Here is a 16,558-nt window from a genome sequence, read left to right on the forward strand (position 1 = left end):
TGGGCGCCGGTGCCGACCCCGTCGCCGTTGGCGCCGCCCTTACCGCCGGCACCGCCGTTGCCGCCCTTACCGCCGGCACCGCCGTCACCACCGGCGTAACCGGCGTTGTTGTTGATTCCGGCCGCGCCGTTGGCGCCGGACGCGCCGATGCCGCCGTTGCCCGCGGTGCCCGCGTCGCCGCCGCGGCCCGCGGCGCCGCCGAGGCCTGCGGTGCCTGTGGTGCCGCCGTTGGCGGCACCACCTGCGCCGCCCTTACCGCCATCGCCGCCGGCGCCACCGTTGCCGGCGTTGCCGCCGGCCTGGCCGTTGCCGCCGACGCCGTTGGTGGCTTGGCCGTTGGCGCCGTCGATGCCGCTGCCGCCCTTACCGCCGGCACCACCTGTACCGCCGGCCCCGCCGGCACCACCGGTGGCGCCCGCGCCGCCGCTGGCGCCGCCGGCACCACCGGCGCCGCCCTTGCCGCCGGCTTGGCCGTCGCTGCCGTGCGGGTTGTTGGCGTTGACGCCGTTGGCGCCGGCCGCGCCCGCCGCGCCGTTGCCGCCGGCACCACCGGCGCCGCCGTCGCTGTTGGTTCCGCTCGCGCCGGCGGTGCCGGTGCCCACACCGTTGCCGTTGGCGCCACCAGCGCCGCCCTTACCACCAGCACCGCCGGCACCGCCGACGCCGCCGTCACCACCGTCGAGGTAGACCGAGGTGCCCTCGGCGCCGCGGCCACCCGCGCCGGCCGTGCCGGCGTTGCCGCCCTTACCACCGGTGCCACCGGCGCCGTTGGTGCCGTCGCTGGCGCCGGCCCCGCCGGCCAGTCCGGCCTTGCCGCCGTCGCCGCCGGCGCCACCAGCACCACCGGCACCGGCGTTACCGCCGGCCTGACCCGCCCCGGCGTTCTGGCCGGCTACGCCGTTGGCCCCGGCCACACCGTGGCCACCGGCACCGCCTGCGCCGCCGGTGCCGCCACTGCTGGCGTTGCCGCCGCTGCCGTGGGCGCCGGTGCCGACCCCGTCGCCGTTGGCGCCGCCCTTACCGCCGGCACCGCCGTTGCCGCCCTTACCGCCGGCGCCGCCGTCACCACCGGCGTAGCCGGCGCCGTTGTTGGCGTTGGCGACACCGTCGTGCCCGGCAGCACCCGCCCCGCCCTTACCGGCGAGACCGGCGTCGCCGCCGCTGCCGGCCGCGCCGCCAGCGCCCGCGGTGCCCGCGGTGCCGCCGTTGGCAGCACCACCGGCGCCGCCCTTACCGCCATCGCCGCCGGCGCCGCCGTTGCCGGCGTTGCCGCCGGCCTGGCCGTTGCCGCCGATGCCGTTGGTGGCCTGTCCGTTGGCGCCGTCGATGCCGGTGCCGCCCTTGCCGCCGGCGCCACCCTTACCGCCGGCCCCGCCGGCACCACCGGTGGTGCCCGCGCCGCCGCTGGCGCCGCCGGCCCCCCCGGCGCCGCCCTTGCCGCCGGCCTGGCCGTCGCCGCCGTGGTCGCCCGCGTTGACGCCGTTGGCGCCGGCCGCGCCCGCCGCGCCGTTGCCGCCGGCACCGCCGGCGGCGCCGCTGCTGCTGGTGCCGGCCTGCCCGGCGGTGCCGGTGCCCACACCGTTGCCGTTGGCGCCGCCGGCGCCGCCCTTGCCGCCGGCCGCGCCGTTACCGCCGGCGCCGCCGTCACCGCCATCGAGGTAGACCGAGGTGCCGTCCGCGCCGCGGCCACCCGCGGCGGCCGTGCCGGCGTTGCCGCCCTTGCCGCCGGCGCCACCGGCGCCGTTGGTGCCGTCGCTGGCGCCGGCTCCGCCGGCCTGCCCGGCCTTACCGCCGGCACCGCCGGCGCCACCGGTGCCACCGGCACCGGCGTTACCACCGGCTTGACCCGCACCCGCGTTCTGCCCGGCGACACCGTTAGCGCCGGCCACACCATTGCCGCCGGCACCCGCGTTGCCACCGGCGCCACCGCTGCTGGCGTTACCGCCATCGCCGCTGGCGCCTGCCTTGGCGCCGAGGCCACCGGCCTGGCCGCCGGCCCCACCGGCACCGCCATCGCCGCCACGGCCGCCAGCGCCACCGTCACCACCGGCGTATCCGTCGTTGCTCACACCCCCACCGTTGGCGCCGGCCGCGCCGGCGCCGCCGGCGCCGGCGGTGCCTGCGGCACCGCCCTTCCCGCCGGCGCCACCATCGCCCGCGGCACCAGCGGTGCCGCCGTTGGCAGCACCGCCGGCGCCGCCCTTACCGCCGGCGCCGCCGGCACCACCGCTACCCGCATTGCCGCCAGCCGAACCAGCCCCACCGACACCGGCGGTGGCCTGCCCGTTGGCGCCGTCGACGCCGCTGCCGCCCTTGCCGCCGGCACCACCCGTACCGCCGGCCCCGCCGGCACCACCCGTGGCGCCCGCGCCGCCGCTGGCGCCGCCGGCACCCCCGGCGCCACCCTTGCCGCCGGCCTGACCGTCGCCGCCGTGGTCACCCGCACCCCCGCCGTTGGTCCCGGCCGCGCCCGCCGCGCCGTTGCCGCCGGCACCACCGGCGCCGCCGTCGCTGTTGACACCGCTCGCGCCGGCGGTGCCGGTGCCCACACCGTTGCCGTTGGCGCCGCCGGCGCCGCCCTTCCCACCCGCGCCGCCGGCACCGCGGGCGCCGCCGTCACCACCATCGAGGTAGACCGAGGTGCCGTCCGCGCCACGGCCACCCGCGCCGGCCGTGCCGGCGTTGCCGCCCTTACCACCGGCGCCACCGGCGCCGTTGGTGCCGTCGCTGGCGCCGGCCCCGCCGGCCAGCCCGGCCTTACCCCCGGCGCCGCCGGCGCCACCGGTGCCACCGGCACCCGCGGCGCCACCGGCCTGACCCGCGCCCGCGTTCTGGCCGGCTGTGCCGTTGGCGCCGGCCACACCATTGCCACCGGCACCGGCCGCGCCACCGGCGCCGCCACTGCTGGCGTTACCGCCATCGCCGTTGGCCCCCGCGGTGGCCCCAGCACCACCAGCGGCGCCGCCCTTGCCACCGGCACCACCATCGCCGCCACGGCCGCCGGCCCCGCCGTCACCACCGGCGTATCCGTCGTTGCTGGCACCGACCGTGCCGTTGGCGCCGGCCGCGCCGATCCCGCCGTTACCGGCGATACCCGCGTTGCCTCCCTTACCGGCCGCGCCACCATCGCCGGCGACACCCGCCGTGCCGCCCACGCCGGCACTGCCGGCGGCGCCGCCCTTACCGCCATCGCCACCGGCGCCACCGCTGCCGGCATTGCCGCCGGCCGTCCCGGAGCCGCCTATACCGCTGGTGGTGGTCCCATTACTGCCGTTGACGCCGCTGCCGCCGTCGCCGCCGTCGCCACCCCGACCGCCGACGCCTCCGCTGCCGCCCGTGGTGCCCGCGCCGCCGCCCTTACCGCCGGCGCCGCCGTCACCACCCTTACCGCCGGCCAGGCCGTCGGTGCCGCTGGCCCCGTCCCCGACTCCGTTGCTGCCGGCCTTGCCGGCCGCACCATTGCCGCCGGCCCCGCCGTGACCGCCGTTGCCCACATTGCCGCCGTCACCGCCCGCGCCACCGTGGCCACCGCTGGCACCCGCGACGGTGGCGCTGTAGCCCGCCCCACCGTTGCCGCCGTGCCCGGCCGGGGTGACCACCGAGTCACCGGTGGCGCCATTGGCACCTGTACCGATCCCGCTGCCGTTGACGCCGCCGAGTCCGCCGGCACCCGCGGTGCCCGCGTCACCGCCCTTGCCGCCCGCACCACCGTCGATGAAGTTTGCGGTGCCGGCCGCGCCGCGGCCACCGTCGCCGGGCGTACCCGCGGCCCCGCCTTTGCCGCCGGACCCACCGGCACCGGAAGCGCCCGCGTTGCCGTGGGTGGCCGTGCCGCCCGCGCCGCCGGCCCCGCCCTTGCCGCCGCTGCCGCCGTCGCCGCCGCTGCCGCCGGCCTGACCGGCGCCGGCGTTGACGCCGGCCTCGCCCTCGCGGCCGTGCACGCCGGCGCCGCCGGCCCCACCGGTGCCGCCTTGGCCGCCCGCACCGCCGGCGCCGCCGTCGCCGGAGATCGAACCGCCCTTGCCGCCGGCGCCGCCCTTACCGCCGGATCCGCCGGCCTGGCCGTTGCCGCCGTTGTCGCCGGGGTTGATCCCGTTGGCGCCGGCCGTGCCGGCCGCGCCGTTGCCCCCGGCGCCGCCGGCGCCGCCGTTGCCGTAGTTGCCACCGTTGCCGCCGGCGCCGCCGTCACCCCCGCTGGCGCCGGGGATGTTGCCCAGCGCGGCGTTGTAGCCCGCCCCGCCGTTACCGCCGTTGCCGCCCTTGTCGGTGATCGTGACGCCCGTCTTGCCGTGTGCCCCGTCGACCGAACCAGAGCCGCCGGCCCCGCCGACGCCGCCGACGCCGTTGTTGCCGCCGTTGCCGCCGTTCCCGCCGTTCGGGTTGTTGACGTCGCCGGCCGCGCCGTGGCCGCCGTTACCGGCCAACCCGCCGGTGCCGCCCTCACCGCCGGCCCCGCCGCGGCCGGTGATGCCCGCGTCGCCGAAGAACATGCTGCCCGCGCCGCCCACGCCGCCGTTGCCGCCATTGCCCCCGTGGGCGCCCGCACCGCCGTCGCCGCCGTCGCCGCCATTCGCGCCCGGGAAGGCCCCGTCGGCGCCGTTGGCGCCTTGGACACCGGAACCACCCTTGCCGCCGATGCCGCCGTTGCCGCCGTTGCCGCCGTCGCTCAACAGGAGCCCGCTGCGACCGCCCGCGCCGCCGTGGCCGGCGTTGCCGCCGTTGACGCCGACGGTCCCGGCGCCGCCATTACCGCCGTTGCCGCCGGCCCCGCCGTTGCCGTAGAGCAACCCGCCGCGCCCGCCGGCGCCGCCGTTGCCGCCGTCGGCACCGGTTCCGGCGCCGCCGCCGTTGCCGCCCGCGCCGCCGGCGCCGAACAGCAGGCCGCCATCGCCGCCCCGCCCGCCGGTACCCCCGGCGACCGTGCCCGTTCCACCCGTTCCGCCGGCGCCGCCCGCGCCGTACAGGCCACCGCTGCCCCCGGCCCCGCCGAGACCGCCGTCACCGGCCGAGCCCGTCCCGCCAACGCCGCCCGCGCCACCGGCACCGCCGGAAAGCCACCCGGCGTGACCGCCGGCACCCCCGTTGCCGCCGACCGCCGCGGAACCCCCGGCACCACCGGCGCCCCCGGCACCGTAGAGGAATCCACCGTCGCCCGCCGCGCCGCCGTGACCGCCGACCGCGGTGCCGTTCCCACCCGCGCCGCCGGCCCCGCCGGTGCCCGAGAGGAACGCGCTGCCACCGGCTCCACCGGCACCGGCGTAGCCCGTGGGACTGGTGTTGCTGCCACCGACCCCACCGGCGCCTCCACTGCCGGACAACCAACCGCCGTGACCGCCGTTGCCGCCCACGCCGCCGTTCGCGCCGCCGCCGCCGGAGCCGCCGATGCCGCCGTTGCCCAACAGCCCGGCGGAACCGCCCGCCCCGCCGGTGCCGCCGAACCCGGTGGTGCCGGTGTTCAGGCCACCTGCCCCGCCGTTGCCCCCGTTTCCAAACAGCCAACCGCCGCTGCCGCCGGCACCACCGGCTCCGGCGTCACCCACCGATGACGCGCCGCCGGCCCCGCCGGCACCGCCGTTGCCGATCAGGCCGGCCGAGCCGCCGGCGCCCCCGGCTTGGCCGGTCGCACCCGAGCCGCCGCGCCCGCCGTTGCCCAACAGCAACCCGCCGGCTCCACCGTTCGCGCCGGTCCCGTCGGCGCCGTCGGCGCCATTGCCGATGAGCGGACGTCCCAGCAGGGCCTGGGTCGGTGCGTTCACGACGTCGAGCACGGCCTGCTCGAAGGCCGCCAGTGGTGACGTGTTGGTTGCCTCGGCCAGGGCGTAGGAGCCGGCGCCGGACGTCAGCGTCTGCAGGAAACGGGCTTGGTAGGCCGCGACTTCAGCGCTGATCGTCTGGTAGGCCTGGGCGTGGTTGCCGAACAGCGCCGCGATCGCGGTTGAGACCTCGTCCTCGGCCGCGGCCAGCAGGTTGATGGTGTTGGCGGCCGCGGCGGCATTCGCCTGCTCGATCGCCGAGCCGATTCCCGCCAAATCAGAAGCGGCGGCCAGCATGGCCTCAGGCGAAGCAATCAAGTAAGACATTCGGGACCATCCAAGGTGTTCGTGGACTGGAAGACCGCGTCGCACGACGCCGGCAAACCATTCGTTTGGTCGGAAAAAGTCGAGTTACGCCATACCCGCGTTTGGCGTCGGTCAGCCCGTGGCACCGGGAGAACCGCCCTGGCCGAAGAGCAGCCCGCCCGCACCGCCGGTGCCACCGCCGCCGCCGGGTCCGTTGGGCGTGCCGTTGCCGCCGGCGCCCCCGCTTCCGCCGTTGCCACCGCTTCCGATGAAGGTGGCGCTCCCGCCTCGGCCGCCGGCCCCGCCGGCCCCGCCGGCGTTGACGCTGTCCTCGTTGCCGCCTGCGCCGCCGGCGCCACCGACGCCGCCGTTGCCGAAGATCAGTCCGGCGTTGCCGGCCGCGCCGCCGTTACCGCCGGCCGCGCCGGAGTACAGCTCGCAGCCGTCGCCGCCGGCACCACCGGCGCCGCCGCTCCCGCCCGTTCCGAACAGCCAGGCGCTGGCGCCGCTGCCGCCGTTGCCACCGACTCCGCCGGAGCCCGCTCCGCCGAAGCCGCCTTCGCCCCCGGCCCCGCCGGATGCGCCGTTACCGAACAAGAAACCGCTGCCGCCGGCGTTGCCGCCATTCCCGCCGGCCCCTGCCAGCGCGTTGAGTCCGGCGGCGCCTCCGTTGCCGCCGTGGCCGCCGGCTCCGCCGCTGCCCAGCAGTCGGGCGGTGCCGCCGTGGCCGCCGGCCCCACCGGCCCCGCCGGGTGCCGTCAGGCTGCCGGCAGCCCCGTCGCCCCCGTTTCCGCCGGCGCCACCGCCGCCCAAGATCCACCCGGCGTTGCCGCCCACGCCGCCCGCGCCGCCCGAACCTGGGCCGGCGGCCGTGGTCAGGCCGTCGCCGCCGGAACCGCCGGCAGCACCCCAGCCGATGAGCAGACCGCCGTTGCCGCCGGCGCCGCCGTGGAAGCCCGTCCCGTCCGCGGTGTTGACGACGCCATTGCTGCCGGCGCCGCCGAACCCGCCGTTACCGAACAGCCAGGCGTTGCCGCCGGCGCCGCCATGGGTAGGCGCCCCGACGTTGCTGCCGTTGCCGCCGTTGCCGCCGGTGCCGAACAAGAAGCCCGCGTTGGCGCCGTTGCGCCCGGTACCGCCGTCTCCGCCATTACCGATGAGGAACCCGGCCCGCCCGGCTGGACCGCCGATGAGCCCATTTCCGCCGTCGCCGCCGTTGCCGAACAGCACGGCGCTGCCGCCACTGCCGCCAATTCCGTAGCCCGTGACACCGCTGCCGCCGGTGCCGCCGGCGCCGCCGATGCCAAGCAGGATGCCGCCGTTGCCGCCGGCGGCTCCGTTTCCGCCGCCACCTCCGGCCGGGTTGAGGGAGCTGCCGCCGGAGCCGGCGGTGCCGCCGTTGCCGATCCACCAGGCGTCACCGCCGGCACCGCCGTTGCCGCCGGAGGCGTTGAGGAAGGCGGTGCTTCCGCCGTTGCCGCCGAGCCCGCCGCTGCCGATCAGGGCGCCGCTGGTGCCGCCCGCGCCGCCGGAGCCGCCGTCGCCGCTCATGCTGGCCCCACCGTTGCCGCCGTCGCCGCCGAAGCCCAGCAGCCAGGAGTTTGCGCCGGCTCCGCCGACTCCGCCGGCGCCCGTGCCGCCGGTGTTGGCGCCGCCCGCGCCGCCGTGGCCGCCGCTGCCGAACAAGAATCCGCCCGTCGAGCCGGCGCCGCCCGCGCCGCCGTCGCTGCTCACGCTGGACCCGCCGGCACCGCCCGACCCGCCGTTGCCGATCAGCCAGGCGTTCCCGCCGATACCGCCCGTCCCGCCGGCGCCGGTGCCGCCGGTGTTGGCGCCGCCCGCCCCGCCTGCGCCGCCGTTGCCGAACACCATCGCGGTTCCACCCGTCGCGCCGGCTCCGCCACCAGCGCTCACGCTGGCGCCGCCGGCGCCACCCGCGCCGCCGTTGCCGAACAACCAGGCGTTCCCGCCGAGCCCGCCGATGCCGCCGGACCCAATGCCGCCGGTGTTCGCCCCGCCTGCCCCGCCGGTTCCGCCATTGCCGTAGAGCCATCCACCGCTGCCGCCGAGGCCACCGGCCCCGCCGGTACCGGTCGACGAGGCCCCGCCGGCCCCGCCTGCGCCGCCGTGGCCGATCAACCCCGCCGATCCGCCGGCACCTCCGGCTTGTCCGGGCGCTCCGGAGCCGCCGCGGCCGCCGTTGCCGTAGAGGAAGCCACCAGGCCCGCCGGCCCCGCCGGTGCCGTCGATGCCGTCCGCGCCGTTACCGATCAGCGGCCGCCCGTACAGCACGTTGAACGGGATGTTGACCAGGTCCACCAGCGGTTGCAGCGGTCCCGCGTTGAGGGCTTCGGCGGCGGCGTAGGAGTTCGCGCTCGCCGACAACGTCTGCAGGAAGCTGTTGTGAAACGCCGCGACTTCAGCGCTGGCCGCCTGGTACGCCTGGGCGTGTGACCCGAAGAACGCCGCGATCGCGATTGAAACCTCGTCTTCGGCCGCGGCCAGAAGACCGGTCGTAGCGCCCGCGGCGCTCGCGTTGGCCGTCTCCAGGGACGAACCGATACCGGCTAGTTGTGCGGCCGCAGCCAGCAGCGCCTCAGACGAGGCGACTAGGTAAGACATCGAGAACCCCGCTTGCTAGGTCACGTCGCTCCGAACCGCTTACGCGGCCCCCGCGTCTCCGCGCGTAACGGCAGAATGAACCGTAGCTCATTACATACTGATCTTGGGTAAAATTACGGATAAAACATTCCAAAAGTCTAGAAATGTGGTCTACTACACACTTGTAGCTTTGGGTGTGGAGGGTCACGTTTGGCCTGCCGCGCAAAAGCAGTAGGCGCGCGCCCGTAGAGCCAGTGGCCGCGGGCGCGCACCATGGAGGGTGTGAATTCGGAGCCCACCAAGCCGACCCGGATGGCCCAGCGCTGGGGAATCGGCGGCCTGGCCTACCTGACGGGTCAGCCCGACGGGCCACCCGATTTCTCGCGCTGCAACGTGCTCGTTCACGCCGAGCGAATCGCTGCCGACGCGGCCACCTTCTTGACCGGGCGGGCCGGGCTGCTCGGACTGCCTCGCCGTGGTCGCGTTTCGGCCGGCGGAGCCACCCGAATGCTGGCCACCGCGGACGGCTGGTGTGCGGTCACGCTGTCACGGCCCGACGACGTCATGGCCGTCCCCGCGCTGGTCGAGGCCGACACCGACGCGGTGGCCGACGACCACTGGCCGGTACTGCAGCGCTGGACCGCTTCGCGCCGGTCGGTTGAGGTCGTCGAGCGGACCGAACTTCTCGACATCCCGGCGGCCGCGTTGGGCGAGACCGCCGCGGCGCCGCCGCGAACACGCCAGATAGCGCCGCCGAGACAGAGACACCGCAGCGACGGTCTGTTGGTGGCCGACCTGTCCTCGATGTGGGCGGGGCCGCTGTGCGGGCATTTGCTGGCCCGGGCCGGCGCAACCGTCGTCAAAGTCGAAAGTCCGCGCCGACCGGACGGCACCCGATCCGGCAGCCGCGCCTTCTTCGACTGGATCAATGGGGACAAGCTCTCGTTCTGCGTCGACTTCGACCGCGACGCGCACCAGCTGCGCGAGTTGCTGGACGTCGCCGACGTGGTGATCGAGGGGTCGCGTCCGCCCGCTCTCGCCCGGCGCGGGCTCGGCCCCGACGATCTCGCTCCCCGGGCGGGCCGCATCTGGCTGCGCATCAGCGGATACGGCGAAGGGTCCCTACGCCCGGCGTTCGGTGACGACGCCGCAGTCGCCGGCGGACTGGTCGGCACGGACGGCGAAGGACCGGTTTTCTGCGGGGACGCGATCGCCGACCCGCTGTCGGGCTTGGAGGCCGGCCGCGCCGTGGCGGAATCGCTGCGCCGCGGGGGCGGCGAACTCATCGACGTGTCCATGGCCGCCGTCGCGGCGACCTACGCCGCGCTCCCCACAGAAGCGTCCGCGCAGAACCTGGCCGCCCCGCCGCCACCAGCCCCGCCGCCGGCCCGTTCGGCGCCCGAACTCGGCGCTGACAACGACGCGGTCCGTCGTCTCGTTTCCGACAGGCGTTGCCTGTCGTGCTGATCTCGCAGGCGACGTTGCTGGACGGGACCACCGTCGACATCCGTGTCGGGGCGCGGATCGAAGAGGTAGGCCCGGACCTGGTCGCCAAACCGGGGGAGGGGGTCCTCTACGCGGGCGGTGGAACCGTGCTGCCCGGGCTGTACGACCACCACGTGCACTTGCGTTCGGCGGCCTCCGCGCTGGATTCGCTGTCAGTCGGGCCGCCCGCGGTCCGCACCAAGGCGGAAATGGTGCAGGCCCTGTGGAGTGCGGTCCCCGGCGCGGACGGGTGGATTCGTGCCGTGGGCTACCACGAGTCGGTCGCCGGGGAATTGGACCGGGACAGCCTGGACGCCGTGGTCACGCACATCCCGGTGCGCGTGCAACACCGCAGCGGCGCGTTGTGGATTTTGAACTCGGCAGCCTTGGGTCGGGTGGGACTCGCCGAGCACCCGGACGGGCGCCTGCGTAGCGCGGACCGGGGCTGGTCCGACGCGCTGCAGCGGCGCGAAACCGACCTGGCGGAACTGAGTCGCCGCATCACCGCAACCGGTGTCACCGGGGTCACCGACGCCACCCCCGATCTGGACGCCGGCGACCTGGTGGCGCTGATGCTTGCGCACCGACACGGCGAATTCCGGCCCCGGATCCGCGTGTTGGCTCCGCGCAAGATGATCCTTCAGGACGACCGCCTCGATCTGGACGGGCTCATCGACTGGATCGCTTACCACCACAACGCCGGTCAACCCGTCGCGGTGCACTGCGTGACGGCGGCTCAACTGGTGGTCACCATCGCCGCGCTGCGCGCGACCGGAAGTCATCCACTCGATCGCATCGAGCACGCCGCGATGGTGCCGGAGGAAAACTTGGCCGATCTGGCCGAGCTGGCCCAGGGTGGCGGCGTGTCCGAGGTGGGCGGCCTGACCGTCGTCACCCAACCCAACTTCGTCGCCGAACGCGGGGACCAGTACCTCGTCGACATCCCCGCCGACGAGCACGACCAACTCTGGCGGGTCGCGTCGTTGCGGCGGATGAATGTGCCAGTGGCACTGTCGACCGACATGCCGTTCGGCCACCCTGACCCCTGGGCGGCGATGCGCGCCGCGGTGAACCGCACCACCCGCAGCGGCGCTGTCCTCAACAAAGACGAATCCGTCTCACCGCGCGAGGCTTTGACCATGTTTTTGGGCTGGTCCGATCGACCGGCACGGCCCCGGACGGTCGAGATCGGCGAGCCGGGCGACCTGTGCGTGCTGAGCGAGCCGCCGGAGACCGTGCTGAGCGAACTGGACGCGGGGCTGGTGACGGCCACCATCATCGGCGGCGAGCTGGTGTACTTCGCGATGTGACGCCGACGGACTCGGTCTGAGCCGAGTTAACCCGTCTCAACTCGCGGCCGGGACCAGCGCTCCCCGCAACGCGTCGCATTGTGCTGCGAAGAACCGTTGCGACACAGGGTTTTTGGGCACCACTAAATCGAAACCGTGGAACGCGCCGGGCACCGCCTCGACCTGGCACGGCACCCCGGCTTCGGTCAGGCGTTGCGCGTAGGCGAGGTCCTCGTCGTGAAACAGATCGTGCGTCCCCACACCGATCCACGCCGGGGCCAAACCGCTCAGGTCAGCGCGCCGCGCCGGCACCGCCACCGCCGGGTCCGCATTGCCCAAGTACGCCGCCCAGCCGAACTGGTTGGCGCGCGGGTCCCACATTCGAAAGGTCGGGCTGGTCGGGGTGGTCGCGCTGCGGTCGTCGAGCATCGGGTACACCAGCAGCTGAAACGCCGGGGTGATCTCCCCGCGATCGCGGGCCAGCAGCGCCAAGGCCGCCGCCAGGCCACCGCCGGCACTCGCCCCGCCGATCGCCACCCGCGCCGGGTCGACGGCGGGCAGTTCGGCCAACCAACGCAAGGCGGCATAGCAGTCCTCGAGCGGTGCGGGGTAGGGGTGTTCGGGCGCCAGTCGGTACTCCACCGATGCGACTGTGATGCCGAGCTTTTTGCCGAAGCGGCGGACAAGTCCGTCGTCTTGCTGCGCGGAACCCAGGACGTAGCCGCCGCCGTGAATCCACAACAGCGCCGGACCCGGCCCGTCGAGGCCGGCGGGCCGGTAGAGCCGGACGCCGACACCGGATGGCAGGGTGAGCGCTTCGATGTCGGCGGGCCCGCCCAGACGTCCCCTCACCTTGAGCAGCTGCCGCATCAGCGGCAACGTGCGGGGACCGACCAATCGGCGGGGTGCGATGCGGGCGATGCGGCGCAGATCCGGGTGGACTTCGTTGTCGGGCACCGGACCAGTATCCACGCAGCGCCTGGACCCACCAGAATCAATCATCCGATTCCATTGCTTCTCTATGAAATACGGTGACCCGCAAGGGATTTCGGGGCTGCTTCATGTCTTGGCAGGTCCCACCGCCAAAAATTGTTCTTTAGCTGGCCAGCGAACGAAAAACCTACCCTTGAGCAATGCCGATCGCCGACTTGGCAAAATTTTGGAGCGACGTATTTCGTTTGTGGGACTACGAACCCGTTGCGGATATCTGGGTTACTGCCCGTCGGTACGGGTACAGTCCCGTGCATGACCGCGAAGGGTTCAACGATGAAGCCATGCGTCAAATGGTTGCTACGCGCTCGTCCCACCGATTACTTGCTGGCATTAAGCGTTGCGGGGGCTTCGCTGCCAGTGGTCGGCAAGCGGCTTGAGCCGCTGGGTTCTGCCACCGCTATGGGTGTCTGGGGCGTGCGGATGGCCCCGGAGTTCATCGCCGCGGCGGCAAAAGAGCGCAATACCCCGGGTATGGACGAGATTCGCCGTCAGGAACTCGCCGCCACCAACGAGGCTGCCGTGACGGCGCTGCGGGGCATCGTCTCGGCCGCGGAACTGGACGGTGAGTGGCCCGCTCCCGAGCGCGCCGCCCCGGTGTTCGGGGCGCGCAAGCACCGTCGCTTCCTGTTCCGCCGCGACGTCCACTACGGAAACAGCCCGGCCCAACTCCTCGACGTCTGGCGGCGCAAGGACCTGCCGGTCGAACCCGCTCCGGTGCTGATCTTCGTCCCCGGCGGCGCCTGGATTCACGGCGGTCGCCAGGTTCAGGGCTACGCCCTCATGTCACGCCTGGCCGAGCAGGGCTGGGTCTGTCTGTCGATCGACTACCGCGTCTCCCCACACCACCGCTGGCCGCGCCACATCCAGGACGTCAAGGCGGCCATCGCCTGGGCCCGTGCCAACGTCGACAAATTCGGCGGCGACCGCAATTTCATTGCGGTAGCTGGTTGTTCGGCCGGCGGACACTTGGCCGCGTTGGCCGGCCTGACCGCCAACGACCCGGAGTTCGAAACCGAGTTGCCGGAAGGCTCGGACACCTCCGTCGACGCCGTCGTCGGGATCTACGGACGGTACGACTGGGAGGACCGGTCCACGCCGGAGCGCGAGCGGTTCGTCGAGTTCCTGGAACGCATCGTGGTCAAGCGCAGGATCGAGCGGCACCCGGCCGTCTTCCGCGCCGCCTCTCCGATCGCCCGGGTGCACACCAACGCGCCGCCATTCCTGGTGATCCACGGCACCCGCGACAACGTCATCCCGGTGGCTCAGGCACACAGCTTCGTCGAGCGACTGCGCGCCGTGTCGCGCTCGGTGGTGGCCTACCTCGAACTCCCCGGGGCCGGGCACGGTTTCGACTTGCTGGACGGTGCCCGCACCGGCTCGATGAGCCACGCAATTGCGCTGTTCCTCAACCAGGTTCACCGCACCGAGAAACAGTTCGCCAAAGAGGTCATCTGACCCTCGCCACAGGTAATGTCGCGGCTATGACTTCTTGGGGGACTAGGGGGTCGCGGTGAAGCGGCTCAGCGGCTGGGACGCGGTTTTGCTCTATAGCGAAACGCCCAACGTGCACATGCACACCCTCAAGGTTGCCGTGATCGAACTCGATCCGGACCGGCGCGATTTCACCATCGACGCGTTCCGTCAGGTGATCGCGGAACGGATGGAGAAGCTGGAGCCGTTGAGCTACCAGCTCATCGACGTGCCGGGTAAGTTCCACCACCCGATGTGGCGGGAGCACTGCGAGATCGACTTCGGGTACCACATCCGGCCGTGGCGGCTGCCCGCTCCGGGTGGTCGCCGCGAGCTGGACGAGGCGATCGGGCAGATCGGCAGTACCGCCCTCGACCGTTCCCACCCGCTATGGGAGATGTACTTCGTCGAGGGCTTGGCCAACCACCGGATTGCGGTGGTGCTCAAGATCCATCACGCTTTGGCCGACGGGGTCGCGTCGGCGAATCTGATGGCACACGGGATGGACCTGCTTCGGCGGCCGGAGGTCGGCACGTACACGCCGGATCCAGCGCCGACCAAGCGACAGCTCGTCGGGTCCGCCTTCGCGGATCACCTGCGCCACATCGGCCGCATCCCCGCGACCCTGCGCTACACCGTGCAGGGCATCAATCGGGTGCGACGCAGCAAGGGCAGCTTCCGGCCCGAGTTCACGCCGCCGCCCACCTTCATGAACCATCTGCTGACTCCCGAGCGCAGGTTCGCCACCGCCACGTTGGCGCTGGCCGACGTGAAGGAAACCGGGAAGAAGCTCGGCGCGACGATCAACGACATGGTGCTGGCCATGTCGACCGGGGCGCTGCGCAGCCTCCTACTGCGCTATGACGGCAAGGCCGAACCGCTGCTGGCCTCGGTTCCGGTCAGCTACGACTTCTCCCCGGAACGGATCTGGGGCAACCACTTCAGCGGGATGATGGTGGCCCTGCCGACCGACCTGGCCGACCCCCTGGAACGGGTGCGGGCCAGTCACGACAATGCGGTCACCGCCAAGGAAAGCCACCAGCTCATGGGGCCCGAGCTGATCTGCCGGTGGGCGGCCTACTGGCCACCGCGGCCGACGGAGGCCATGTTCCGGTGGCTGTCCAGCCGCGATGGGCAGAACAAGGTGCTCAACCTGAACATCTCCAACGTCCCGGGCCCCCGCGAACGCGGCCGAGTGGGCGGCGCGACGGTCACCGAGATCTATTCGGTCGGGCCGCTGACCGCGGGCAGCGGCCTGAACATCACCGTGTGGAGCTATGTCGACCAGCTCAACATCTCGGTGCTGTCCGACGGCGCGACCCTCAAGGATCCGCACGAGGTCACCGAGGCCATCCTCGCCGCCTTCGTCGAAATACGCAGGGCCGCTGGGCTTTCCGAGGAGCTGACGGTCGTCCCCCTGGCAATGGCTCAGGCCTGACCCGAGTCCGTTATCGGTGCCGATACGATCTGCTCTGTGAGCGATGAAGCCAACAACTCCGAACCCGCCGTCCTCGTCGAGCAACGTGATCGCATCCTGATCATCACGATCAACCGTCCGAAAGCCAAAAATGCGGTCAACGCCGCCGTCAGCCAGGGTCTGGCCGATGCGATGGATCGCCTCGACGGCGATGCCGGCTTGTCGGTCGGGATCCTGACCGGAGCCGGGGGCTCGTTCTGCGCCGGCATGGACCTCAAGGCGTTCGCGCGAGGCGAGAACGTCGTGGTTCAGGGCCGTGGTCTGGGCTTTACCGAGCGCCCGCCCGCCAAGCCGCTGATCGCAGCGGTGGAGGGCTACGCCCTGGCCGGCGGTACCGAGTTGGCGCTGGCCACCGACCTGATCGTGGCGGCCAAGGATTCGGCGTTCGGCATCCCCGAGGTCAAGCGCGGCCTGGTCGCCGGCGGTGGGGGACTGCTGCGCCTGCCGGAGCGCATTCCGTACGCCATCGCCATGGAACTGGCGCTGACCGGTGACAGCCTGTCGGCCGAGCGGGCGCACGAGCTCGGCCTGGTCAGCATCCTGGCCGAGCCGGGCGGCGCGCTGGACGCCGCGATCGCGTTGGCGGAGAAGATCACCGCCAACGGTCCGCTGGCGGTGGCCGCCACCAAACGGATCATCGTCGAATCCCGCGGCTGGAGCCCCGAGGAGCGGTTCGCCAAGCAGATGGAGATCCTGGCCCCCGTCTTCATGTCCAACGACGCCAAAGAGGGTGCCATCGCGTTCGCCGAGAAGCGCCCGCCGCGCTGGACCGGCTCCTGACCTTTACGAGAACCTCTTCCCGCGAGCAGACGCAAACTCGTACGAAAACACCGGTTTTCGTACGAGTTTGCGTCTTCTCACCGGGGGTGACGCGCTGAGCGCGCGCCCCGGCACGAGTCGGACTCTATGGCCCAGCCCCGCGCGGTCCGTCGGCCCCACTGGCTCCCAAGATCAATCCGCCGTTGCCGCCGGCACCACCGAGGCCGGCGGTGACACCGCCTGCGCCACCCTCTCCGCCATCCCCGCCGGCTCCGAACAGCCCCACCGCGTTGCCACCGGCACCTCCGGCGCCAGCCGCGCCGAATACTGCCTGTCCACCGGCGCCGCCATGGCCGCCGTTGCCGGTAAGCAGCCCCCCGTTGCCGCCCGCCCCGCCGGTACCTCCCTTCCCAGTGGAATTGAAC

Annotated in this window: 9 protein-coding genes; 5 read left to right on the forward strand and 4 right to left on the reverse strand. The window is 73.6% G+C overall.

All coding sequences use genetic code 11. The annotated features are described in order from the left end of the window. Both BST27_RS31825 and BST27_RS27100 read right to left on the reverse strand, forming a co-directional pair. Positions 1-6,080: PE family protein (locus BST27_RS31825; RefSeq protein ID WP_139805401.1), on the reverse strand; the 6,080-nt coding region annotated here is incomplete at its 3' end. A 111-nt stretch (positions 6,081-6,191) separates the two neighbouring features. After that, positions 6,192-8,681 carry a PE family protein gene (locus BST27_RS27100; RefSeq protein WP_069421667.1) on the reverse strand — a complete coding sequence of 830 codons (2,490 nt, stop codon included), beginning with the start codon at positions 8,679-8,681 and terminating at the stop codon, positions 6,192-6,194. 252 nt (positions 8,682-8,933) lie between these two features. Between BST27_RS27100 and BST27_RS27105 the strand changes: the two genes are divergently transcribed. After that, positions 8,934-10,127, forward strand: a complete 1,194-nt coding sequence (locus tag BST27_RS27105) for a CoA transferase (protein ID WP_069421666.1) — start codon at positions 8,934-8,936, stop codon at positions 10,125-10,127. Further along, positions 10,121-11,455 carry an amidohydrolase family protein gene (locus BST27_RS27110; protein WP_069421665.1) on the forward strand — a complete coding sequence of 445 codons (1,335 nt, stop codon included), beginning with the start codon at positions 10,121-10,123 and terminating at the stop codon, positions 11,453-11,455. Before BST27_RS27105 ends, BST27_RS27110 begins: the two co-directional genes overlap by 7 nt. A gap of 36 nt (positions 11,456-11,491) precedes the next feature. Here BST27_RS27110 and BST27_RS27115 read toward each other — a convergent pair whose 3' ends face one another. Then, a complete protein-coding gene (locus BST27_RS27115) occupies positions 11,492-12,391 on the reverse strand; it encodes an alpha/beta hydrolase (protein ID WP_069421673.1) in 900 nt (299 codons plus the stop codon). A gap of 288 nt (positions 12,392-12,679) precedes the next feature. Here BST27_RS27115 and BST27_RS27120 point away from each other — a divergent pair, with 288 nt between their 5' ends. From BST27_RS27120 to BST27_RS27130, 3 genes are read left to right on the forward strand one after another with little or no spacing between them, the layout of a single operon-like run. Further along, complete coding sequence (locus BST27_RS27120; RefSeq protein WP_069421664.1) at positions 12,680-13,882, forward strand: alpha/beta hydrolase; 1,203 nt, start codon at positions 12,680-12,682, stop codon at positions 13,880-13,882. A 55-nt stretch (positions 13,883-13,937) separates the two neighbouring features. Beyond that, a complete protein-coding gene (locus BST27_RS27125) occupies positions 13,938-15,335 on the forward strand; it encodes a WS/DGAT/MGAT family O-acyltransferase (protein ID WP_069421663.1) in 1,398 nt (465 codons plus the stop codon). A gap of 36 nt (positions 15,336-15,371) precedes the next feature. Next, positions 15,372-16,154, forward strand: coding sequence for a crotonase/enoyl-CoA hydratase family protein (locus BST27_RS27130; protein WP_069421662.1), 783 nt, complete (start codon positions 15,372-15,374; stop codon positions 16,152-16,154). A 124-nt stretch (positions 16,155-16,278) separates the two neighbouring features. On the opposite strand, the gene BST27_RS27135 is transcribed toward BST27_RS27130, so the two are convergent. Further along, positions 16,279-16,558, reverse strand: a 280-nt coding sequence (locus tag BST27_RS27135) for a hypothetical protein (protein WP_211285326.1), incomplete at its 5' end; no start/stop codon positions are given.

It is taken from the genome of Mycobacterium intermedium, assembly GCF_002086275.1.
GTDB lineage: Bacteria > Actinomycetota > Actinomycetes > Mycobacteriales > Mycobacteriaceae > Mycobacterium > Mycobacterium intermedium.

Bases quoted from the DNA above. Each gene is read 5' to 3' on its own strand.
- BST27_RS27105 (WP_069421666.1), top strand. From the start codon at position 8,934: ATGGAGGGTGTGAATTCGGAGCCCACCAAGCCGACCCGGATGGCCCAG.
- BST27_RS27120 (WP_069421664.1), top strand. From the start codon at position 12,680: ATGACCGCGAAGGGTTCAACGATGAAGCCATGCGTCAAATGGTTGCTA.
- BST27_RS27100 (WP_069421667.1), bottom strand. From the start codon at position 8,681: ATGTCTTACCTAGTCGCCTCGTCTGAGGCGCTGCTGGCTGCGGCCGCA.